General features: G+C 67.7%; 20 protein-coding genes. All 20 read right to left on the bottom strand.

What is annotated here, in order from left to right:
• Window positions 1-53 precede the first annotated feature (53 nt).
• A complete protein-coding gene (locus ABH900_RS02435; RefSeq protein ID WP_429620931.1) occupies window positions 54-2,300 on the bottom strand; it encodes a CocE/NonD family hydrolase in 2,247 nt (748 codons plus the stop codon).
• Window positions 2,301-2,438: 138 nt separating this feature from the next.
• Complete coding sequence (locus tag ABH900_RS02430) at window positions 2,439-4,571, bottom strand: putative bifunctional diguanylate cyclase/phosphodiesterase (RefSeq protein WP_429620928.1); 2,133 nt, start codon at window positions 4,569-4,571, stop codon at window positions 2,439-2,441.
• A 165-nt stretch (window positions 4,572-4,736) separates the two neighbouring features.
• Window positions 4,737-5,528, bottom strand: a complete 792-nt coding sequence (fliR, locus tag ABH900_RS02425) for a flagellar biosynthetic protein FliR (RefSeq protein ID WP_429620927.1) — start codon at window positions 5,526-5,528, stop codon at window positions 4,737-4,739.
• A gap of 13 nt (window positions 5,529-5,541) precedes the next feature.
• A complete protein-coding gene (locus tag ABH900_RS02420; RefSeq protein ID WP_005413254.1) occupies window positions 5,542-5,811 on the bottom strand; it encodes a flagellar biosynthetic protein FliQ in 270 nt (89 codons plus the stop codon).
• 84 nt (window positions 5,812-5,895) lie between these two features.
• The gene (gene fliP / locus ABH900_RS02415; RefSeq protein WP_429620924.1) at window positions 5,896-6,675 is read right to left on the bottom strand and encodes a flagellar type III secretion system pore protein FliP; all 780 of its coding nucleotides are present in this window, start codon (window positions 6,673-6,675) and stop codon (window positions 5,896-5,898) included.
• 1 nt (window position 6,676) lies between these two features.
• Complete coding sequence (gene fliO / locus ABH900_RS02410; RefSeq protein ID WP_429621417.1) at window positions 6,677-7,075, bottom strand: flagellar biosynthetic protein FliO; 399 nt, start codon at window positions 7,073-7,075, stop codon at window positions 6,677-6,679.
• A 17-nt stretch (window positions 7,076-7,092) separates the two neighbouring features.
• Window positions 7,093-7,428: a flagellar motor switch protein FliN gene (gene fliN / locus ABH900_RS02405; RefSeq protein WP_429620922.1), complete on the bottom strand. Its 336-nt coding sequence runs from the start codon at window positions 7,426-7,428 to the stop codon at window positions 7,093-7,095.
• Window positions 7,425-8,429, bottom strand: a complete 1,005-nt coding sequence (fliM, locus tag ABH900_RS02400; protein ID WP_429620920.1) for a flagellar motor switch protein FliM — start codon at window positions 8,427-8,429, stop codon at window positions 7,425-7,427. The genes fliN and fliM overlap by 4 nt, the downstream gene beginning before the upstream one ends.
• A gap of 10 nt (window positions 8,430-8,439) precedes the next feature.
• Complete coding sequence (locus ABH900_RS02395; RefSeq protein WP_429620918.1) at window positions 8,440-8,955, bottom strand: flagellar basal body-associated FliL family protein; 516 nt, start codon at window positions 8,953-8,955, stop codon at window positions 8,440-8,442.
• Window positions 8,956-9,147: 192 nt separating this feature from the next.
• Window positions 9,148-10,308 carry a flagellar hook-length control protein FliK gene (locus tag ABH900_RS02390; protein ID WP_429620916.1) on the bottom strand — a complete coding sequence of 387 codons (1,161 nt, stop codon included), beginning with the start codon at window positions 10,306-10,308 and terminating at the stop codon, window positions 9,148-9,150.
• Entirely contained in the window at window positions 10,308-10,790 is a 483-nt protein-coding gene (gene fliJ, locus ABH900_RS02385) for a flagellar export protein FliJ (RefSeq protein ID WP_429620914.1), read from the bottom strand. The genes ABH900_RS02390 and fliJ overlap by 1 nt, the downstream gene beginning before the upstream one ends.
• Before the next feature lie 3 nt (window positions 10,791-10,793).
• A complete protein-coding gene (locus tag ABH900_RS02380) occupies window positions 10,794-12,179 on the bottom strand; it encodes a FliI/YscN family ATPase (protein WP_429620912.1) in 1,386 nt (461 codons plus the stop codon).
• A complete protein-coding gene (locus tag ABH900_RS02375; protein ID WP_429620910.1) occupies window positions 12,176-12,817 on the bottom strand; it encodes a FliH/SctL family protein in 642 nt (213 codons plus the stop codon). Before ABH900_RS02375 ends, ABH900_RS02380 begins: the two co-directional genes overlap by 4 nt.
• Complete coding sequence (gene fliG, locus ABH900_RS02370; protein ID WP_024958226.1) at window positions 12,814-13,800, bottom strand: flagellar motor switch protein FliG; 987 nt, start codon at window positions 13,798-13,800, stop codon at window positions 12,814-12,816. Before fliG ends, ABH900_RS02375 begins: the two co-directional genes overlap by 4 nt.
• 7 nt (window positions 13,801-13,807) lie before the next feature.
• Window positions 13,808-15,454 carry a flagellar basal-body MS-ring/collar protein FliF gene (fliF, locus tag ABH900_RS02365; RefSeq protein ID WP_429620907.1) on the bottom strand — a complete coding sequence of 549 codons (1,647 nt, stop codon included), beginning with the start codon at window positions 15,452-15,454 and terminating at the stop codon, window positions 13,808-13,810.
• 13 nt (window positions 15,455-15,467) lie between these two features.
• The gene (gene fliE, locus ABH900_RS02360; RefSeq protein ID WP_429620905.1) at window positions 15,468-15,833 is read right to left on the bottom strand and encodes a flagellar hook-basal body complex protein FliE; all 366 of its coding nucleotides are present in this window, start codon (window positions 15,831-15,833) and stop codon (window positions 15,468-15,470) included.
• Window positions 15,834-16,553: 720 nt separating this feature from the next.
• Window positions 16,554-17,120 carry an SUKH-4 family immunity protein gene (locus ABH900_RS02355; protein WP_429620903.1) on the bottom strand — a complete coding sequence of 189 codons (567 nt, stop codon included), beginning with the start codon at window positions 17,118-17,120 and terminating at the stop codon, window positions 16,554-16,556.
• 162 nt (window positions 17,121-17,282) lie between these two features.
• Window positions 17,283-18,788 carry a sigma-54 dependent transcriptional regulator gene (locus tag ABH900_RS02350; RefSeq protein WP_429620902.1) on the bottom strand — a complete coding sequence of 502 codons (1,506 nt, stop codon included), beginning with the start codon at window positions 18,786-18,788 and terminating at the stop codon, window positions 17,283-17,285.
• Window positions 18,785-19,162: a response regulator gene (locus tag ABH900_RS02345; protein ID WP_135273546.1), complete on the bottom strand. Its 378-nt coding sequence runs from the start codon at window positions 19,160-19,162 to the stop codon at window positions 18,785-18,787. Before ABH900_RS02345 ends, ABH900_RS02350 begins: the two co-directional genes overlap by 4 nt.
• Window positions 19,163-19,176: 14 nt before the next feature.
• Window positions 19,177-20,586 carry an RNA polymerase factor sigma-54 gene (gene rpoN, locus ABH900_RS02340; RefSeq protein WP_429620900.1) on the bottom strand — a complete coding sequence of 470 codons (1,410 nt, stop codon included), beginning with the start codon at window positions 20,584-20,586 and terminating at the stop codon, window positions 19,177-19,179.
• Between the last annotated feature and the right edge of the window lie 8 nt (window positions 20,587-20,594).

The raw sequence follows: 20,594 nt of genomic DNA, 5'->3' as shown, positions 1-20,594 counted from the left end.
AGGTTGGCACCTACCGGGCAGGTGCCGGTAGCGCCGGGCCGTGCCCGGCGCGATCATCCGTCCGGTGTCGCCGGCTGCAACGGAATCGTCAGTACGCTGTCGCTGTGCCAGTCCACGCGCAGCGGCTCACCGGCATCAACGATGGACTCGTCGCTGACCTCGCGCCCGGTGCCATGGTTCACCTGGTGCATGGCGTCCTTCAGTACGTCCACCTTCACCAGCAGACGGCTGCCCGTAGCCATGCGGCGGGCGACCATGCGCGTGCGGTCGAAAGGCAGGTGGGTCCACTGCCCGGGTTGCAGCAGCTGGCGGGTGGCCGGATCGCGTACGTGGCTGGCCCGGCCCATGTAATAGGAAAGCTGCATGCGGCGGCCATCGGTCTGCAGCTCGTACAGGGTGACGGTGAAATCGAAATCCCGCTTGTTGATGCGGACTTTCAGGTCGCCGGAGAAGGTGCCCACCAGATCCATCGGGCCGGCAAAGGGCGCGGTGACGAAGGACAGCGCGGTATCTCTTTCGTCCTGCGCGGCGATGATCGGGAATGGGTAGTAGCCATGCCGCGTTTCATTGCGGTCGGCCATGTCCACGGTCTGCCCCAATTGGCCCGCCGCTGGTCGCTGTTCCTGCAGCGGGTGGTAGCCCTCGGCCGATGCCAGGCCGGCGGACAGGTGGTAACGGCGGTGATCACCTGCGGCAGCCTCCAGCGTTGCCGCGTGGCCCCAGCGGTCGGCGCCCATCAACTGGAAGTTGATCTGGTCGGGCACCAGGGCCGGGCGAGGGGCGCCGCGCAGCACATGGTCCAGCCACTGGAAGGTTACGGCTGGGGTATCGAACTGCGCGGCGGGATCGACCGCGTAACCTCGCAGCTGCATCGCCTTGAGTGCCGACTGTGCACCGCGGTGGTCGTAGGGGCCGATCAGCAAAGCGTGGTCGGCATCCGGCCGGTGCCGGAGGTGCTCCTTGAAATACTGCAGCGCCGAGATCTGGCCATCGTCGTAGTAGCCGGTGATGGTCAGCACCGGGATGCGGATGTCGTTGAACTGATCGCCATACGGGACCATTGCCTGCCAGTAGGCATCGTAGGAAGGATGGGCCAGCCAGCGCTGCAGCCAGGGATTGGGGGTGCCGTCGACCTGGTCGATCTGCCGGTAGGGGCGGCCGGAGGAGTACCAACGAGGACCCAGCTGCGACCAGCGCTCGCCCTGACCGTAGGTGGCATCGTCCAGCATCGGGCCATTGGCCACATAGAATGCCCACCCGTAATTGGCGCTCAGGAACACGTTGTTTTCCATCGGCAGGCCCTGGCCGGGAATGGCGGCAACATAGGGCACGATGGTCTTCAACGCCGGATGATGATGGCGCGCCGCCGCCCAGGCGGTGAAGCCCTCGTAGCTGCCGCCATACATGGCCACGCGGCCGTCGTTCCAGGGCTGGTGGCTGATCCAGTCGATCGCCGCGTTGGCGTCCTCGCCATCATGTTCGTAGGGGGCGATGGTGCCGGTGCCCTGTCCCTTGCCGCGTGCATCGACCACTATACCCGCATAGCCATGCGCAGCGGCCAGCAGCATCTTCAGCCGGTTCTTCGCTGGATCGGTGTAGATGGTGAACAGCATTGCTGCCGGTAACGGCATGGATGCGGTGCGAGGTCTTGCCAGCTGTGCCGACAACACGACGCCATCGCCGGCGGGGATGCGCACCGAATCGTCGATGATGAAGCGGCGTTGTTCTTCCGCCGCGACCAGCGCAGGGACCCGTGCGGCGGCCAGGGTCTGTGCACGCAGTACTGCCCGCAGGCGCAGCAGCTCCAGCGCCACGGCATCGGGTACGGTCGCGCCATCGGCCTGCGCCGCGATGGCCTGCTCCAGCTGCGCGCGCACCGTGGCAGGCTCAACAGAAAGCGCGGTTTCGGCCTGCACGGCGGCAACGTCGTCGAGGAGGGTGAAGGTGCTGTGGAAGGCCTGCGTATACGCAGCTGCGTCCTGCTCTCCCGCCGTGGCGAGCAGCAGCATCGGCACCCAGCGCTGCACCGCTGCGGTGTCGCCTGCGGACGCCAGTCCGGTGCGGGTCTGCTGGATTGGACGCTGCGCATCGGCCGTGCGGCCCATTGCCAGCAGTGCGTGGCTACGCTGCGCATCGGTCAGGGCTGGTGATTCCAGCAGGGTGTTGCCAAGCGCCTGCAGGGCGTCGTCGACCTGGGCCGGTGAAGCATTGGCTGGCAATGACCACGGCAGGTCAGCGGCGGCGGCCTGGCCAACGGCGAGGGCCAGCAACAGGCCAACAATGGGGGAACGTCGGGCCACGGACTCTTCCTTGGATGACGGTGGAACGGCGCATCCACACATGGCGTGGATCTACTTGGGGATCGACACCCAATGGTAGCGCCGGGCCGAGCTTAGCGGGCGCGGAACGCGGAGGGGCGAGCCAACCAAGGTTGGCACCTACCCGGGCGGGCGCTCCTGTGGCGGGCTCTGCGCCAGCTCCACCCGTGGCCGTGGCAGGTCGTGCAGCTGCATGAATCGGGCGGCATCGACCGGGCGGCCGAGCAGATAGCCCTGCAGGAAGTCGCAGCCCAGGCGTTCCAGATAGGCGCGTTGCGCGGCCGTCTCCACACCCTCGGCGACGATGTCCATGTCCAGCGCATGACCCAGCGCCACGATCGCCGAGACGATCACCACATCCTCGGCGCTGTGCTCCAGGTCACGCACGAAGGCGTGGTCGATCTTGATCTCGGTGGCCGGCAGCCGCTTCAGGTACAGCAGGCTGGAGTAGCCGGTGCCGAAATCATCGATGGAAATGCCCACGCCCAGCGCCGACAGTGCCTGCAGCAGGCGCAGGCTGGTATCGGTATCGCGCATCACCGTGCTCTCGGTGATTTCCAGCACCAGGTGGCGCGGGGTGATGTCATACCGTTCGATCACCTCGCGCACATCGCGCAGCAGGTGTGGCGAACTGAACTGCACCGGCGACAGGTTCACCGACATCGACCAGCCATCGTGGCCGGCATCATGCCAGCGCCGTAGCTGCTGGCAGGCCTGGTCCAGCGCCCAGCGGCCGATCTCGTTGATCGCCCCGCTGCGCTCGGCCAGGCGGATGAAACGGTCCGGCGGAATCAGGCCCTGCTCCGGATGGCGCCAACGGATCAGCGCTTCGGCGCCGGCTACTTTCTGCGTGGCCACGCGGATTTTCGGCTGGTAGTGCAGGAACAGCTGATCGCTGCCAATGGCCCGGCGCAGGTCGGCCAGCAGCCGGAACTGCTGCTCGGCACTGTCGTTCATCCAGTCGGCGAACAGCACGAACGCGTTGCGTCCGGATTCCTTGGCCTGGTACATCGCAGCATCGGCAAAGGCCATCAGCTGGCGTTCGCTGGCTGCATGGTCCGGACAGATCGCCACGCCGATGCTGGCGGTCACCTGCAGCTCGTTGTCGGCCAGCAGCGGTCCGCTGCCGACTGCCTGCAGGATGCGCCGGGCCAGCGTCGGCAGGTCCTCGTCGTGCTCGATGCGCACCACCAGCACGAACTCGTCGCCGCCCAACCGCGCCAGCAGGTCGTGCGGCCGCAGCAGCTGGCGGGTACGTTCGGCCACGGCCACCAGCAGGGCATCGCCGGCCTGGTGGCCATAGGCATCGTTGACCTGCTTGAACCCGTCCAGGTCCATGAACATCACGGCGAAGCGGCTACCGCCCTGTTCGGCGTCGGCCAGCGCCTGCACGATGCGCCGCTGCAGCAGCAGGCGGTTGGGCAGGCGGGTGAGCGGGTCGTGCAGCGCGGCCTGGGTCAGTTCCTGCTGGGCGTCGGTCAGCGAGGTACTCAGCATCGAGTTGCGCAGGCGCAGCAATTGCGCCTCCACACGCTGGTCCAGCCACGAAACCACCAGCACCACGGCCAGGATCGCCACCGTCAACACCACCACCAGCATCGCCAGCCATTCGTTCTGCAAGCCGTCACCGACCGCTGCACCGCAGATGCTGCCTTCGGGGAAACGCGCGGCTGCCATGCCCGTGTAATGCATGCCGACGATGGCCAGGCCGAGCAGGCCGGCGGCGGCCAGGCGGTCGCCGACCCGGGTGCGCTGCGCGCGCAGGCGGAAGGCCACGTACAGCGCGGTCCACGAGGCGGCCACCGCTACCATCAGCGAGAACAGCAGCCAGCCCGGGTCGTAGTCGATACCCGGGCGCATGCGCATCGCGGCCATGCCGACGTAATGCATGCCGGCGATGCCGGTGCCCATCAGTACGGCCCCGCCGGCCAGGCGCAGGTGCGGCAGCGTGCGCAGCGAGACCAGCCACAGTGCGAACACCGATGAGGCAATGGCCAGGGCAAGCGAGAGCAGGGTGATGGGCAGGTCGTAGCCCAGTGGAATGGGCAGATCGAAGGCGAGCATGCCGATGAAGTGCATCGACCAGATGCCCAGGCCCATGGCGAAGCCGCCGCCGAGACGCCACCACCAGGCCGCGCCCCTGCCGGATGCTGTGGCGGTGCGTCCGGCCATCGCCAGCGCGGTGTATGAAGCCATCACGGCGACCAGCAATGAGATCGCCACCAGCCACGGGTTGTACGTGCCTACCAGCATTCGTCAGTCTCCCGGACTTGCCTGTCGACGGAAACCACGGTGGGGCATGCATGAGGCAGGCCGACGCAGGGCGCCGGCCAAGCGTGGTGTCCCCCCTGGACGCCACGCATTCACTCTAACGCGCAGACCCGGGGGGACAGCAAGCGGCAAAGCGTGATGATGAAGTCAGCGTGTGACCGCGTCCGCGGCCTGGAAGGCGGCGTCGAACAGGCGCTGTACCGGCGGCCCCATCTCCCCGGCCAGCAGGGCCAGCAGGAACAGGCCCAGCAGCAGCGAGACCGGCAGGCCCAGCTGGATCGGGTTCAGCGCTGGCGCAGCGCGGGCGAGCACACCGAAGGCCAGGTTCACCGCCAGCATCGCCACAATCAGCGGGATGGCCAGGGTCAGCGCGCCGCGCAACACCGTCAGCAGGAAGGTCGGTGCGATGCTGAAGAAGGCATGCGGGTCGGGCAACGGCGCGCCGATCGGGAGCGCCCGGTAGCTGTCCACCACCAGCGAGATCAGGGCGAGGTGGCCATTGGCAGTGAAGAACAGCAGGCCGAACAGTAGATAGAACCATTGCCCGATCACGCCGGAGGTGCCGCCACGCAGAGGATCGCTCATCTGCGCGAAGGCAAGGCCGGTGCCCTGGGCGATCAGCTCGCCGGCCATCGCACCGGCTTCGAACACCAGCCGCAGCAGGAAACCGATGGCCACGCCGATGACCAGTTCGCGGGCAATGGTCAGCACGGTGGCGGCATCGAACCCGGTCCAGTCCGGTACCGGCGGCAGCATCGGCGCCAGTGCGATGGCCAGCGTGCCGGCCAGCACCACGCGCACCCGCGCCGGTACTGCGCGGGAGCCGACCATGGGCATGGCCATGGCCACCGCGCCGATGCGCAGCATCGTCCACAGCACGGTGCCGATCATGCCGAAGGCCTGCAGGCCGTCGGCAGCCATCTGGGTGGCGGCGTCCATCGAAGTGCGTGTCCTAGCCGATCAGGTGCGGGATGCGCTGGAACAGCAGCGTGGTGAATTCAACCAGGTGGCCGATCAGCAGGCTGCCCAGCGCGAACAGCACCGCGGTCAAGGCCGCCGCCTTGGCGACGAAGGCGATGGTGGGTTCGTTGAGCTGGGTCGCGGCCTGCACGACACCGACCACCACGCCCACCACCAGCACGGTGAGCAGCAGCGGGCCGGCCACCCACAACACGGTGATCAGGCCGCCACGCAGTTCGGTCAGGGCAAGTTCGGGAGACATCGTCTTTCCATCGGTAGTGCCGGGCCATGCCCGGCGACGCGTGTGTAGAGTCGAGCGATGCTCGACTACGCTTTACGGGGAAAATCAGGCCGGATTGAAGCTGGCCGCCAATGTGCCCACGGTCAGCACCCAGCCATCGACCAGCACGAACAGCAGGATCTTGAACGGGGCCGATACCAGCATCGGCGACAGCATCATCATGCCCATCGACATCAGCACGCTGGCCACCACCAGGTCGATGATCACGAACGGGATGAAGATCAGGAAGCCGATCTCGAAGGCGGTCTTCAGCTCGCTGGTGACGAACGAAGCAACCAGCACCGGGAACGGGATCGCGTCGGGGCTGGCGTAGGTGCCGTGCCCGGCAATGCCGGCGAAGGTCATCAGGTCGGTTTCGCGGATCTGCGCCAGCATGAAGCCGCGCAGTGGCTGCGTGGTCAGCGTCCAGGCGGTCTGGAAGTCGATGTCGCCGTTGAGGTAGGGCGCCATGCCGGCGCTCCACGCCTTGTCCCAGGTCGGCATCATCACCATCGCGGTAAGGAACAGGGCCAGGCCCAGCAGCACCTGGTTGGACGGCGTCTGGCCGGTGCCCAGCGCCTGGCGCAGCAGGCCCAGCACGATGATGATGCGGGTGAACGAGGTCAGTACCAGCAGCATCGACGGGATCAGGGTGATCGCCGTCATCAACAGCAGGGTCTGCAACGGCAGGCTGACCGGCGCACCGCCGATCTTGCCGACGTTGATGTCCGGCAGCGGCGTGGCCGGGGCGCCGGGCGCGGCGAAGGCCAGGGCCGGCAACAGGAACAGGGCAAGCAACAACAGCCACGACATCAGGGTGGCCGGACGGGTACGGGTGACACGCATGTCAGGGGTCCTTGCGCAGCCGCTGCTGCAGCAGCTGGGCGAAATTCGGGAGGTTCTTGAAGTCCGGCACGCGCACCGGTGCGGGCGGTGGCAACGGTTCGGGCAGGGTGTGCAGGGCGTTGATGCCGCCGGCGGTCACGCCCAACAGCAGTTGCTGGCCGTTGATCTCCACCACCACCACCCGCTCCTTGGCGCCGACGGCGAGGCTGGCCACCAGCTTCATGCCTTCGGCAGGGCGGAAGCCGCTGCCGGGCAGGCGCTTGAGCATCCAGCCCAGGCCGATCACCAGCGCCAGCACGGCCAGCAGCGCCAGCACCGCACCGAACAAGCTCGGTGCGGCAGCGGCATGCTGGCCGACCTGGGGGCCGATCGGCGCGGCGGCCTTGCCAACCGCCAGCAGGCTGGAAGCCAGCGCGATCAACGCAGTCTCCGGATCCGCTCGCTCGGGCTGACCACGTCGGTCAGGCGGACGCCGAAGCGGTCATTGATCACCACCACTTCGCCGTGGGCGATCAGGGTGCCGTTGACGAACACGTCCAGCGATTCGCCGGCACCACGCTCCAGTTCCACCACCGAGCCCTGGTTGAGCTGCAGCAGGTTGCGGATCGGCAGGCGGGCACGACCGACCTCCAGGGACAGGGTCACTGGCACGTCGAGGATCACGTCCAGGTTCAGGTCCGGACCGATCGCCTCATCGGCCTGCAGGCTGCTGAACTGGGCCGGGGTCGGTTCGAGGGCGTCGATATCGTTCATTGCGGGTCTTCCTGGATGACGGGTACGCGCGGACGGGTGCCCGGCGGATGGGTAGCGGTGATCTTCACGGCGTTCATGCCGTTGGCGACGCCGAACTCGCCGGTGAACACGGGGATGTTCTCCACGCACAGCGGCACCTGCGGGCTGAGGTCGATCGGCAGGATGTCGCCGACCTTCAACCGGGTCAGGTCGCGCAGGGTCATGCGCTTGCTGGCCAGCACGCTGGACAGGGTGACTTCGGCGATGTTGAGCTGTTCGCGCAGGGTCTGGCCCCAGCTCTCGTCGCGGTCGTTGCGATCGCTCTGGATGCCGGCGTCAAGCAGTTCGCGGATCGGCTCGAGCATCGAGTACGGCAGGGTGACGTGGATGTCGCCACCACCGCCGTCGAGTTCGACATGCAGGCGGCAGACCACCACGTATTCGCGTGGCGTCACGATGTTGGCGAAGTGTGGGTTGATCTCCGAGTTGATGTACTCGAAATCGACGTCCATCACCGGTGCCCAGGCTTCGCGCAGATCGGCAAAGGTCTGCTTCAGCAGCAGGTGGATCACCCGCATCTCGGTGGCGGTGAACTCGCGGCCTTCGATGCGGGTGGGGTAGCGTCCGTCGCCGCCGAAGAAGTTGTCGACGATGGCGAACACCAGGGTCGGCTCGAACACGATCAGGCCGGTGCCGCGCAATGGCTTGAAGCGGATCAGGTTCAGGTTGGTCGGCACATACAGCGAGTGCATGTAGTCGTTGAACTTGATCAGCTCGACGCCGCGGACCGACAGCTCGGCCGAGCGCCGGATCAGGTTGAACAGGCCGATCCGCCACAGGCGCGCGAAGCGCTCGTGGACCATTTCCAGGGTCGGCATGCGACCGCGGATGATGCGGTCCTGGCTGGCGAAGTCGTACGAGCGGGCTTCGCCCGAGGGCGGTTCCGCATCGGTCTCGACCGCGCCACTGTCCACGCCATGGAGCAGGGCATCGATCTCGTCCTGGGACAGCAGATCATTCATCGGTGGGCCCTTACTGGGTCACGAAGCTGGTGAACAGCAGATCGTCGGCGCCGGTGCTGCCGGTCTCGGCCTTGAGCACCTTCTGCACCTCGGCCAGCGAGTTGGCCTGCAGTTTCTGCTTGCCGGCGACATCGGCGATCTGGTCCGGGCTGACCTGCGAGAACAGCATCAGCAGACGCGCGCGGATGGCCGGCGCATGGGTCTTGATCGCTTCCAGCGCGGCCGGATCACGGGTCATCAGCTGCACTTCCAGCTGCAGGTAGCGCGGGCCGTCGACCGGGCCGTTGAGGTTGACCACGAAGGCCGGGTCCAGCGCGAAGTACTGGGCCGGCGCCGGAGTGGTGCTCTTCTTCGGCGCCTGCGCAGTCTTGTCTTCCTGCTTGGACTGGGTGAAGAACCACACGCCGCCACCGGCGGCAGCGGCGGCCAGCACGGCCACCAGCGCGGTGATCAGCATCGGACTGCGCGGCTTGGCGGCCTTGTCCTTGTCGACGGTCTTCTTGGTTTTGTCAGCGGCTGCGGCCACGGGGTGAAGCTCCTGAGGGTTGCTTCACCGGGATATGCAAGGGATGTGCCGAAGGCGGTAGGGAGGGGCGCGACGGAATTCCGTCGGGGTGCCGGTGGGGCCGAGCGGAGCAAGCTCCGCACCCACCAACGCGATCCGGGTAGGTGCCGAGCGTCCCGCTCTGGTGGGTGCCAACCTTGGTTGGCACACCTGTCAGGCGTACGCGTCCAGCAGCCCGCGCTGGCGGATCAACTGCGCGGACGACACGTTGGCGTCGCCAGGCGTCGGTTCTCCGTCGCCTGCCATGCCGCCGTTGCCGGACGGGCCGGGCGCATTGCCGTCACCACCGGGTGCCTGGTGGCCCACATCGGCATGGGCCAGCTGGAAGCCCTGTTCGCCGAGCAGTTCGCGCAGGCGCGGCAGGCTGCTTTCCAGTGCCTGGCGCACATCGACATGCGGGCTGCTGAAGCTGGCATGCACCTTGTCGCCGTTCAACTGCAGGCGGACGTCGACCGGGCCCATATCGTCAGGGCTGAGCCGGATATGGGCGTGGCCGATCTTCTGGTCGGCCAGCCAGCCCAGGCGGGCGCCGATGGCCTGGTCGAAGCCTTCATCCCCCAGCACCGGCTTGGGCGTCGGTTCGCCGTTGAAGATGGCCGTGCCGGCGGTGAGTGCGGCCTTCAGGTCCTGCACCGCCGCCGGCGCCGGGGCATGCAGCAATGGCGCCGTCGCGCGATCGCCGAGCGCCGCCAGATCACTGCCTTCGCCGCGCTCGCTGCGCTTGCCGGGCAGGATCATCTCCGGCAACGGCAGCGCGCTGGCTTCATCGGTGCTGGCGGCCGCCGGCTTGCCGACAGTGGTCATTGCGTTGGCGGCGGCGGGCGCGCCCTGCGCCGTCGCAGGCAATGCGGGAGCCGGGGCGGGCAATGCGGCAGGCGCCGCCGCGTCTTCGCCATCGGCGGCAATGGGTGTGACCAGGGGTGGGGCCGCCGCATCGGTGGGCGTGGCGACGGCAAGCATCAACCCGGCCAGACCCAGCGGCGGCCAGGGTGCGTCTTCGGTGGCGGCAGGCTTGTCCTTGTCGGCCGCGACGACCGGCGTGGCGGTGGGCAATGCCGCCGCGTCGTCGGTGGGCGGTTCACTGTCCGGCCTGCGCTCGGCATTGGCCTGCCCGTTGCTGTCCGGCGTGGTCGCCGAGGTGGAGGCTGGCGCTGTGGGCGTTGCACCCGGGGACGCCGCCGGCGCCGCCGACGATGGGCCGCCCTGCAGCAGCTGGCTGAAGTCTTTGCCACTGTCGCTGCGCGTGGCACGGGTGGTGCCGTTGCTGCTGGCCGGAGAGGGTGTGTTGGCGCTGCTGGCGAGCGGAGCGGGCATCACGGGCGGCCTCCCTGCTCGTTGCCGTCCTGGTCTTCGGCCTGTACCAAGCGGACGCGGCGCGCACCGATGTCATCCATCTCGCGCTGGTCGCGGCGGTCGGTCACCACCTTCTCCTGGGCGCGGTAGCTGGCAGCCAGCTGTTCCAGCACGGCCTTGTCACGGCTGGCCAGGATCAAGCGGGCGCGCTCGGCCTCCACCTTCTCACGATTGCCGTTGACCGTGGCCTGCTGCTGCTCGACCGCACTGTCCAGCCGGTCAAGGAAGGCGCGGCGGTTCAGCAGCTGCGCCGGGCTGGTTGCTGCCATCTGTGCGTTGGCCATCTGCTGCGAGGCATATTCCTCGGCGTAACGGCGCAGTTCGTCCAGTCGCGATAGATGGGTGTCGAGCACGCGCTGGCGTTCGGCCAGATCGCGGGCGACCGCGTCCTCGTGTTCCTGGGCCCGCTTGAGCAGGGGATCGATGCGCTTGGACTGGTTCATGGCTTAACTCTCTTGTTCCACCAGGCGCTGCAGCGCCGCCTGGCTGTGCGGGAGATCTGCGGCCTTGGCAACGTCCTGGCCGAGGAATTCCATGATGTCCGGCCAGCGTTCCAGGGCTTCGTCGGTGGCCGCGTCGTTGCCGCGCTGGTAGGCACCGATGGCGATCAGGTCACGGTTGGCCGAGTAGGCCGAGACCAGTCGCTTCAACTTGCGGATGCGCAGGCGCCACGGCTCGTCGGCGATTTCCGTGACCACGCGGCTGACCGAGGATTCGACGTCGATGGCCGGATACAGGCCGCTGTCGGCGACGCGACGGGAGAGCAGGATGTGGCCGTCCAGGATCGCGCGCGCCGCATCGGCAATCGGGTCCTGCGGATCATCGCCTTCAGTCAGCACGGTGTAGAACGCGGTGATCGAACCGCGTCCCTTGGCACCGTTGCCGGCGCGCTCGACCAATGCCGGCAGTTTGGCGAACACCGACGGCGGATAACCGCGGGTGGTCGGCGGTTCGCCGACCGACAGGCCGATCTCGCGCTGCGCCTGGGCGAAGCGGGTCAGCGAGTCCATCAGCAGCAGGACGTTCAGGCCCTGGTCGCGGAACCATTCGGCGATGGCGGTGGCGCGGTAGGCGCCGTGCAGACGCGCCAGCGGCGGCCGGTCGGCGGGGCTGGCGACAACGACTGCGCGGCGCAGACCTTCTTCGCCCAGCGTGGTCTCGACGAAATCGCGTACTTCGCGGCCGCGCTCACCGATCAGGCCGACCACGATCACGTCGGCGGCGGTGTAACGGGTCATCATGCCCAGCAGGGTGGACTTGCCCACGCCGGAGCCGGCGAACAGGCCCACGCGCTGGCCGCGGCCGATCGGCAGCAACGCATTGATCGCGCGCACGCCGACGTCCAGCGGTTGGGTGATGGGCTCGCGGGCCAATGGGTTGATCGAGACGCCGGCCATGCCGACATGGCCCTCGGCGCGGATCGGGCCCTTGCCGTCCAGCGGCACGCCGTCGCTGTCGATGACGCGGCCCAGCAGGCCTTCGCCCACTTCCACGCCACCACGGCGTGCCGACGGGACGACCCGGGCATTGGGCAGCAGGCCGTGCAGTTCGGCGCTGGGCATCAGATAGGTGCGCTCGCCGGCGAAGCCGACCACTTCGGCATCCACCCAGCCGCCGTCGACCACTTCGACCTTGCAGCTGGCCCCCAGTGGCGCCTCGCAGCCGACTGCTTCCAGGGTCAGGCCGACCGCGCGGCGCAGTACGCCCTCGCGGATCAGGCCGCGGCCATGTGCGGTATCCACGCGCAGGCCATCCAGGCGCCGCGCCAGGCGCAGGTTGCGCGCCACGGCCCAGTCGGCCGGCGGCGGCGTCGGTTGCGGTTCGGTGGTCATGCCACGGCTCCGGTCTGGCGGATCACTGCATCCAGCGCACCGCGCAGGCGCGCTTCCAGGGTGCCGTCGATGCGCACGGCTTCGGCATGCACGCGCAGGTCGCCGCGGCTGAGGCTGGTATCGGGGACCAGGCGCTGTTGCGGCGCCAGGTTCAGCAGCGGGGCGAGGGCAGCGATGTCATCCGGATGCAGGCGCACTTCCACCTCGCGGGTGCTGCCGCCGACAGCGTCGATCGCTTCACCGACCAGCTGTGCCAGGAGTGCCGGGTCTGCTTCATAGGCGCGACCGACCAGCGCACCGGCGATGCGCACGGCCAGTTCGCCCAGCGCCCCGACCACTTCGTTCTCCAGCCGCACCAGCGGCCGGCTGAAATTGTCCAGGATGCCTTCGATCTGCGCGGCCAGCCGGCGCACTTCAGCCTGGCCCTGACCATAACCTTCGGCATGGCCGTGCTCGAAGCCTTCCTTTTCGGCGCTGTCCTGGATTGCCTGGATTTCCTCCAGGGTCGGCAGCTGCAGCGGCGGCTCCGGTTCGTGGTCCGGGTCCGGCTCGGTCAGCTCGAATGCATCCTCCCGGTCCAGCACCGGTTCGGGCTGGGCCAGCAGGTCCGGGGCAAGCCAGCGCACGACATTGCTCACAGCATGGCCTCCGCGCTGCCGCCGATGGTGACGGTGCCCTCATCGGCCATGCGCTTGACGATGGCCAGGATCTCCCGCTGCGCGCCTTCCACGTCGGACAGGCGCACCGGGCCTCGGGCTTCCATGTCTTCCAGCAGGATTTCCGCCGCGCGCTGGGACATGTTGCGGGTGATCTTGTCGCGCACCTTGATGTCGGCGCCGCGCAGGGCAAGGCCGAGGCGCTCGCCGCTGACTTCGCGCAGCACCAGCTGCATTTCGCGATCGTCCAGGTCGACCAGATCGTCGAACACGAACATCAGGTCCTGGATGCGGTTGCTCAACGGTGCGTCGATTCGCGCGATCTCGCCCAGGATCGCCTGGTCCTGGCCGCTGTCCATGAAGTTGAGGATGTTGGCCGCGCACTGCACGCCACCGATGTTGGACGACTTCAGGTTCTGGTTGCCGGCGAACTGGCGCTCCATGATCTCGTTCAGTTCGTTGAGCGCGTTCGGCGGGATGCCATCGAGGGTGGCGATGCGCAGCAGCACGTCCACGCGGGTGCGGTCGGGCAGCAGCTTCAGCGCATCGGCGGCCTGGTCGGTTTCCAGATGGGCCATCACGATGGCGATGATCTGCGGGTGCTCGTTGCGCACCAGGTCGGCCACCGCACGTGGATCCATCCACTTCAGTGCATCCAGGCCGGTAGTGTTGCGGCCCAGCAGGATGCGGTCGATCAGGTTGCCCGCCTTTTCGCTGCCCAGGGCCTGCACCAGCATGTTGCGGATGTAGTCGTCCGAGCCCACGCCCAGCGAGGTCTTCGAGCCCAGCTCCTGGCCGAACTGGTCCATCACCCGTTCCACCTGCTCGCGGGTGATGTCGGTCATGGTGGCCATGGCGATGCCGATCTTCTGCACTTCCTTCGGTTCCATGTGGCGCAGCACTTCGGCCGCGTCCAGCTCACCCAGGGACAGCAGCAGAACGGCGGCGCGCTGCACGCCGGTCAGTGGTACCTCAGTCATTGGCCACCCAGCCCTTGACCACCTGGGCCACGCGCTTGGAGTCGGTCTTCACGGCTTCACGCGCCATCCGCAGTCGTTCCTCATATGAATCCACCGGCAGGGCCAGTGCATCCGGCCCGCCCAGGCTCGCGCGGTCAGCGCCGAGCGCCGGCAACGGCGTGCCATCGTCATCGACCAGCTGCACGTCCGCGCTGTGCGGCTCCAGTGCCTGGTTCGCATCCTTCTTGTTCTGGCCGGTGATCGCGCGCAGCGCCGGGCGCAGCACGCCGAACAGCAGCGCCAGTACCACCACCGCGCCCAGCAGCATGCGGCCGGCATCGTGCACCCACGGCAGCTCCCACCAGGCGGGGCCTTCGACCGGCGTGGTATCACGCACGAACGGCGCGTTCATCACCGACACGGTGTCGCCGCGCTCAGCGTTGAAGCCGACGGCCTGCTTGACCAGGGCTTCGACGCGGGTCAACTCTGCCGCCGCCAGCGGTTGCGGGGCAACCTTGCCGTTGGCGCCTGCACGCGGCACGTTGTCCACCAGCACCGCCACCGACACGCGCTTGATGCGGCCGGCTGGCTGGCGGGTGTGCTGCAGGGTGCGGTCCAGCTCGTAGTTGCGGGTGGCGTTCTTGCTGCTTTCGGTCGGGGTCTGCGCGGTGGCCGGTGCGGCCTGCTGGCCCGGCGGGCTGTTGCTGGTCGCACCCGGTACGCCCTGCGGGCCCGGCGTGCTGGTGGTGTTCTCGCTCATCTGCTCGCTGCGCAGCTTCTGCGGTTCACCGTTGTAGAGTTCACGGGCTTCCTCGGTCACCGAGAAGTCCATGTCCACGCTTACTTCCGGGTTGACGCGGCCGGGGCCGGTCATCGGTTCCAGCAGTTCGCGGATGCGCTGGTTGAACGAGGTTTCCTGGCGGCGAACCTGCTCGAACTGGGCGGCATTGATCGCTGCTTCACTGTTCGGGTCGGTGATGCTGAGCATGCGGCCGCTCTGATCGACCACGGTCACGCGTTCCGGTGCCAGGTCCGGGATGCTGGCGGCCACCATGTGCACGATGGCATCGACCTGGCTGCGCTCCAGCTGCTGGCCGCCGCGCAGCTCCAGGGTGACCGAGGCGCTGGCGACGTCACGCTGGCGGGTGAACGCGCTGGGCTTGGGAATGGCCAGGTGCACGCGCGAATCGCGCACCGGGCGCAGCGTGTTGATGGTGCGCGACAGCTCGGTTTCCAGTGCATGCTGGTAGCGCGCGCTTTCCACGAACTGGCTGACGCCGAAACCGGGGTCGCGCTCCATCAGCTCGAAGCCGAGCTTGCCGCTGTCGGTCAGGCCGGAACCGGCCAGCTTCAGGCGGGCGTCGTGCAGGTTCTTTTCCGGCACGGTGATGCCGCCGGTGGCCGGATCGAGGGCGAACGGAATCTGCGCGGCGCGCAGCAGGTCGGTCGCTTCAGCGGTCGCCTTCTGGTCTAGGCCGGTATACAGCGGGACCATGCCTGGCTTCTGCGACCAGAAGAACACGGACAGGCCCGCCGCCACCGCCACTGCGATCATCGCCATCAGCCCCAGCCGACGGGTGATCTGCAGGCTCTGCAGGCGGTCGAACCATTGCCCGGCCCTTTCGGCGTTCAGGCTGTCCTTGGAAAGCGTCAGTGCCATGCGTCAAAGTTCCTTACAGCGGCATGTTCATCACGTCCTGGTAGGCCTGGACGAGACGGTTGCGGACTTCCACGGTGGCGCGGAAGGCGATCTGGGACTGCTGTGAGGCGACCATCACCTTGGCCAGGTCGGCGCTGGGGTCACCCAGTTCGAAGGCCTTGGCCAGCGCGCCGGACTTCTGCTGCGCGTCGTTGACGCCGGCAATGGCGCCGCGCAGGGTCTCGGTGAAGCTGGCCGGCTGCACCTGCGGGGTATCCAGTACCGATCCCGGCAGGGCATTGCTGCGCGGCGTTTCGGCCAGCGGGTTGAGCGCCGGCTGTCCCATCTGGGTCTGATAGGAGCGGATCTGGGAAAGGATCGACGTGACGGAGTGGGACATCTGCAACGGTTCCAGAAACAGGGGATGGGTTGTCTGCTGGAGCCAGTGCAAGTGCCGTGCCGAAACCGGTTTTCGATTCAGTGAGGTGAGGGCGTTGGGTGTGCTGGCAGGGCTGCGCCCTGCACCCGCCGAATCAACGTCAACGTCAAAAGCCGGCTCCCCGTGGGGTGGCGGGGTGGGGGGGGGGGGGGGGGGGGGCGGGGACCCCGCCCCGGGGGGGGGGGGGGGGGGGCGGGGCCGCCGCCCCCCCCCCCCCCCCCCCCCCCCCCCCCCCCCCCACCAAACCCCCCCCCCCCCCGGGGGGGGGGGGGGGGGTGGGGGGGGGGGGGGGGGGGGGGGGGGCCCCCCAACCCCCCCCGGGGGGGGGGGGGCGGCGCCCCCCCCCCCCCCCCCCCCCCCCCCCCCGCCCCCACCCCGCCTCCGACAGATTCCGCGATCTGCCGGAACGGCGTCTGTGCTGCTGTTGGTGGGTGTCGACCTTGGCCGACACGCTCGGTCCATGCCATGGCTGCCGTCCAGTAGATCCACGCCATGCGTGGATGCTGTTCTCGAGGCGTGACACGCGCCATTTAACCGGCGTCGGTTTTCTGGCCTACGGCTGCAGAGTCCAGTGGCCGGAATTCTGGCGCTGCAGATGCGAAGGGGTCGGATCCCTTTCCAACGGAAAGGGCCCGACCTCATTCAAGAAGGGAAGCCCAGAGAGCGTCTTTGATACGAGTGCTACCACGGGTAGCTGAGATCGACCCCGAGCGAACGATGCAGTTCCACCTTTTCGGATGAAAGAGGAAAGAACCCCTCCGAAAGCTCGTAAAGGCACGTGGGCCAGAAGTTGCTTTCGTCCAGCATTGAGCTGGGATCGGACTTGCGGAAGGCAGTCTCAAGCTCCAGGAGCGTGCACTCTGACACGTCCCTGTGGGAGTTGATCGCAGCCTGAATCGCTTCCATCAACGCGTTGTGGAAGATTGCGAAACTGCCCAGGTCTGAATTGCAGTACTTGAGCGGTGTTCCACCGTCGATTGGAAGCAGCCCTACCGAGCCATCCATGAGATCGACGAAAAAGAGTCCGCCCGGTACACGTCCAAAGATCGCCAGGTTGCGATCGTCAGCCTGGTATTTCTGTAGACGTGGATGGAACATCGTGCTGTTGTTGGGATATGGCGCAAGACGGTCAGACAGCTGCCGCGCTTCGAACAGCAGGGCAGAGTGATCGATCTGTTCCTGGCTGATTGGCGTGAGATCAAGCGTTGGCGGTCTGATTGAGTTCTCCATCCGGACAAGGCTACCCATATGTTTCGCAGCTGCCCTTAGGAGAAGTTGCAAACGACGTCCAGCGGCTGATTCCCTCATCCACGCATGGCGTGGATCTACTGATGTCATGCAGCGGCGCCACAAACACCAACGCCTGGGCAAGCCCAGGCGTTCGTGCCCCCTTCATGCTGATCGCGTGGTTCAGCCGGCCAGTTCGGCCTGCTCGCGTTCGATGCCGTACTTGCGCAGCTTTTCCACCAGGGTGGTGCGGCGCAGGCCGAGCAGCTGGGCAGCATGGGCGACCACGCCCTGGGTGCGTTCCAGTGCTTCGTTGATCAGGCCCAGTTCGATGTTGGCCATGTGGTTGCGCAGGTCCAGGCCATCGTCGGGCAGTGCGGCCGGTGCCGCCGGTCGATTGACGGCGATGCCGTGCTCCAGCGCCGGCTGGTTGCCGCTGCCCGGCGTGTGGAACGAGAAGCTGCGCAGGTCCAGGCGTTCTTCGCTGGCGGCGACTTGGGCCAGTGCCGGTGCGGCGGCTGCGGCCAGCGCGGCGTCGCCACGGTAGCGGGCCGGCAGGTCCTGCACGCGCACCGAACCACCCGGGTGCAGCACGGCCAGGCGTTCGACCAGGTTGGTCAGCTCGCGCACATTGCCGGGCCATTCGTAGCCGGCCAAGGCCTGCAGCGCCTCCGCGGTGAAGCGCACTTCGCCGCGGCCGGTGCGCGCCAGCTGCGTGGCGATGGTTTCCACCAGTGCCGGCAGGTCTTCGCAGCGCTCGCGCAGGGCCGGTACTTCGATCGGGAACACATTGAGGCGGTAGAACAGGTCTTCGCGGAACTTGCCTTCGGCGATGCGGGTTTCCAGATCGCGATGGGTCGCGGCCACCACGCGCACGTTGCAGCGGATGGTCTGGTTGCCACCGACACGTTCGAAGCTGCGTTCCTGCAGCACGCGCAGCAGCTTGACCTGCATCGGCAGGCTCATGTCGCCGATCTCGTCCAGCAGCAGGGTGCCACCTTCGGCCATTTCGAAGCGGCCCTTGCGCGCGGTCAGTGCGCCGGTGAAGGCGCCCTTTTCGTGGCCGAACAGTTCGCTTTCCAGCAGGTCGGCGGGAATGGCGCCGCAGTTGATCGCCACGAACGGGCCATCACGGCGCGGCGAGCGCTGGTGGATCGCGCGCGACACCACTTCCTTGCCGGTACCGGATTCACCCAGCACCAGCACCGTGGTATCGAACGCCGCGACCTGCTCGATCATGGTGCGCAGTCCTGTCACCGCCGGGCCATTGCCGGTCGGCCCCTGCTCCTGCACGGCGCCGGCCTGGTGCTCGGCGTCCAGGCGCTTGAGGCTGGCGCGGCGCAGCAGGGCCTCCATCTGCGCATGGCGCAGCGGGGTTTCCAGTGGCCAGAGATTGGCTTCGTGCAGGCCATGCTGCTGGGCAAACGCCTGGGCGTCGCCGTCGGCCAGCAGCACCGGCGGTGGCAGGCTGCTGCCCCCGAGCCAGCTGTACAGCGCGGCACTGGCCGCGGTGTCGTCCAGACTGCCGACGATCACCGCCATCCAGTCGTTCTGGCGCTGCCGGCTGAGGTCGAAGTCGGCTGCGTCGGAGACCCAGCGCGGGTTGAAGTCCATGAATTCCAGCAGGGCAACGGTGCGCTCGGCACGCACCGCGTCGTTGTCCAGTACCAGGATGCGCGATTCGCTCACGATCGATCCTCCCTGAGGCCTTCCAGGATCGGCATGACTTCCTGGATGTAGGACAGCTTGCTGACAAAGTTGTCGGCGCCGGCGCGCAGCGCGTGCTCCCGGTGCTCGACGTCGTCGAAGTGGCTGGCGATGACGATGTACGGCGCATCGTCCTGCGACTTGATCAGGCGGGTCGCCTGCAGGCCGCCCATCTCCGGCATGGCCAGGTCCATCAGCACCACCTGCGGGCGCAGCGTTTCCGAGCGCTCGATCGCTTCCAGGCCATTGCCGGCGCTGCCGACGATCTGCAGCCAGTCGATCTTGCGGAAATGGCGCATCGCGGCATTGATGAAGCCCTCGTGGTCATCGACCAGCAGGACCGTGAGCTTGTTCATGTCCAACATCCTTTTCAGCCCACCCGGGCCAGCTGCGGTTGCCTGGCGCTGAGCCGGCGCCGTTCGCGGGCCGGGGCGATATCCAGTTGTTCTCGGTATTTTGCGACGGTTCGGCGGGCAATGTTCACCCCCTGGCGTGACAACAGGCCGGCAATGGCCTCATCGGCCAGCGGCCGACCGGCCGGCTCGGCGTCGATCAGACGCCGGACCATGGCCTTCACGGCCTGGCCGGAGACGCTGGCGCCCTCCAGGCGGACCGCGAAGAAGTGCTTCAGCTCGAAGGTGCCGCGCGGGGTCTGCAGGAATTTGCCGGTGGTGATCCGCGAAACCGTGGACTCGTGCATGCCGATTTCCTCGGCCACCTCCTTCAGGGTCAGCGGCGCCATGGCTTCCTCGCCACGCACCAGGAACGCGGCCTGGCGCTCGACGATCACTCGCGCGGTGCGCAGCAGGGTGTCATAGCGCATCGACAGGCCACGGCTGAACCAGCGGGCTTCCTGCAGCATCTCACGCAGGGCGGGGGCCGCCTCGTTGCTGTCGGCCAGTGCCTGTTCGTACTGGCTGTTGATCGACACGCGGCGACTGGTGGCCGGGTTCAGCGCAACCTTCCACTGATTGTCGGCGTGCCAGGCGACCACATCCGGCACCACCACCGCGTTGCGCTCGGGCAGCAGGCTGTCGCCGGGGCGCGGCTGCAGCGAGAGGATCAGGCGCACCGCCTCGCGCACGTCGTCGATCTCGGCGTCATGCTGGCGGGCGAGGGCGGGGTAGTCGTGCGCCGCCAGCGCGTCGAGCGCGCCGCCGAGGATGCGTGTGGCCAGGTGGCGCGCGGGCACCGTGCCGTGCAGGCTGCGCAGCTGTGCCTGCAGGCCCTCGCACAGGTCCTGCGCGGCCATGCCGGCGGGTTCGCCGTGCAGCAGCTGCTGGCGGATGGCCTCCACGCCGTCTGCGGCGATGTCGAACTGGGCGCTGGCCAGCAGTTGCAGCTGCGCCAGCGGCGCCTGCAGGTAGCCCGCTTCATCGCAATGGTCCAGCCAGAACGCGGCCACCGCCAGCTGGCGGTCGTCCATGTCCAGCGACAGGCGCTGCAGCACGCGCAGTTGCGGGTCGGTCGATTCGCCCGCGGCGATGCGCGCCATGCGGTCGTCGTCGCCATCCTGCCAGCTGGCGCTGGCCACATCCCACATGGAGGACTCGGGCAGCTCGTCGAAGGCGGCGGTATCCAGCACGGTGGCACTGGCATCGACGGCGTCGGCCGCAGGCGCTTCGGCCTCTTCGATCTCCAGCAGCGGATTGGAATCCAGCAGGCGCTGGATTTCCTGTTCCAGGTGCAGGCCATCGAGCTGCAGCAGCCGGATCGACTGCAGCAGCTGCGGGGTGAGGTGAAGTTGTTGGCCCAGCTGGGTCGAGAGTGCAGCCTTCATCGTGGTTC

This window comes from Stenotrophomonas sp. AN71 (genome assembly GCF_050435725.1).
Lineage (GTDB): Bacteria > Pseudomonadota > Gammaproteobacteria > Xanthomonadales > Xanthomonadaceae > Stenotrophomonas.
The sequence above is the reverse complement of the archived record's forward strand: the minus strand, read 5'-3'. Positions and strand labels throughout refer to the sequence as shown.

What these genes read in the sequence shown, in the direction of transcription:
- fliN (WP_429620922.1), bottom strand. Translation starts at nt 7,428, where the DNA reads ATGAACGATATCGACGCCCTCGAACCGACCCCGGCCCAGTTCAGCAGC.
- fliR (WP_429620927.1), bottom strand. Translation starts at nt 5,528, where the DNA reads ATGGACGCCGCCACCCAGATGGCTGCCGACGGCCTGCAGGCCTTCGGC.
- fliE (WP_429620905.1), bottom strand. Translation starts at nt 15,833, where the DNA reads ATGTCCCACTCCGTCACGTCGATCCTTTCCCAGATCCGCTCCTATCAG.
- fliJ (WP_429620914.1), bottom strand. Translation starts at nt 10,790, where the DNA reads ATGAACCAGTCCAAGCGCATCGATCCCCTGCTCAAGCGGGCCCAGGAA.
- fliF (WP_429620907.1), bottom strand. Translation starts at nt 15,454, where the DNA reads ATGGCACTGACGCTTTCCAAGGACAGCCTGAACGCCGAAAGGGCCGGG.
- ABH900_RS02390 (WP_429620916.1), bottom strand. Translation starts at nt 10,308, where the DNA reads ATGCCCGCTCCGCTCGCCAGCAGCGCCAACACACCCTCTCCGGCCAGC.
- ABH900_RS02355 (WP_429620903.1), bottom strand. Translation starts at nt 17,120, where the DNA reads ATGGGTAGCCTTGTCCGGATGGAGAACTCAATCAGACCGCCAACGCTT.
- ABH900_RS02345 (WP_135273546.1), bottom strand. Translation starts at nt 19,162, where the DNA reads ATGAACAAGCTCACGGTCCTGCTGGTCGATGACCACGAGGGCTTCATC.
- fliP (WP_429620924.1), bottom strand. Translation starts at nt 6,675, where the DNA reads ATGCGTGTCACCCGTACCCGTCCGGCCACCCTGATGTCGTGGCTGTTG.
- rpoN (WP_429620900.1), bottom strand. Translation starts at nt 20,586, where the DNA reads ATGAAGGCTGCACTCTCGACCCAGCTGGGCCAACAACTTCACCTCACC.
- ABH900_RS02430 (WP_429620928.1), bottom strand. Translation starts at nt 4,571, where the DNA reads ATGCTGGTAGGCACGTACAACCCGTGGCTGGTGGCGATCTCATTGCTG.
- ABH900_RS02380 (WP_429620912.1), bottom strand. Translation starts at nt 12,179, where the DNA reads ATGACCACCGAACCGCAACCGACGCCGCCGCCGGCCGACTGGGCCGTG.
- fliM (WP_429620920.1), bottom strand. Translation starts at nt 8,429, where the DNA reads ATGAATGATCTGCTGTCCCAGGACGAGATCGATGCCCTGCTCCATGGC.
- ABH900_RS02420 (WP_005413254.1), bottom strand. Translation starts at nt 5,811, where the DNA reads ATGTCTCCCGAACTTGCCCTGACCGAACTGCGTGGCGGCCTGATCACC.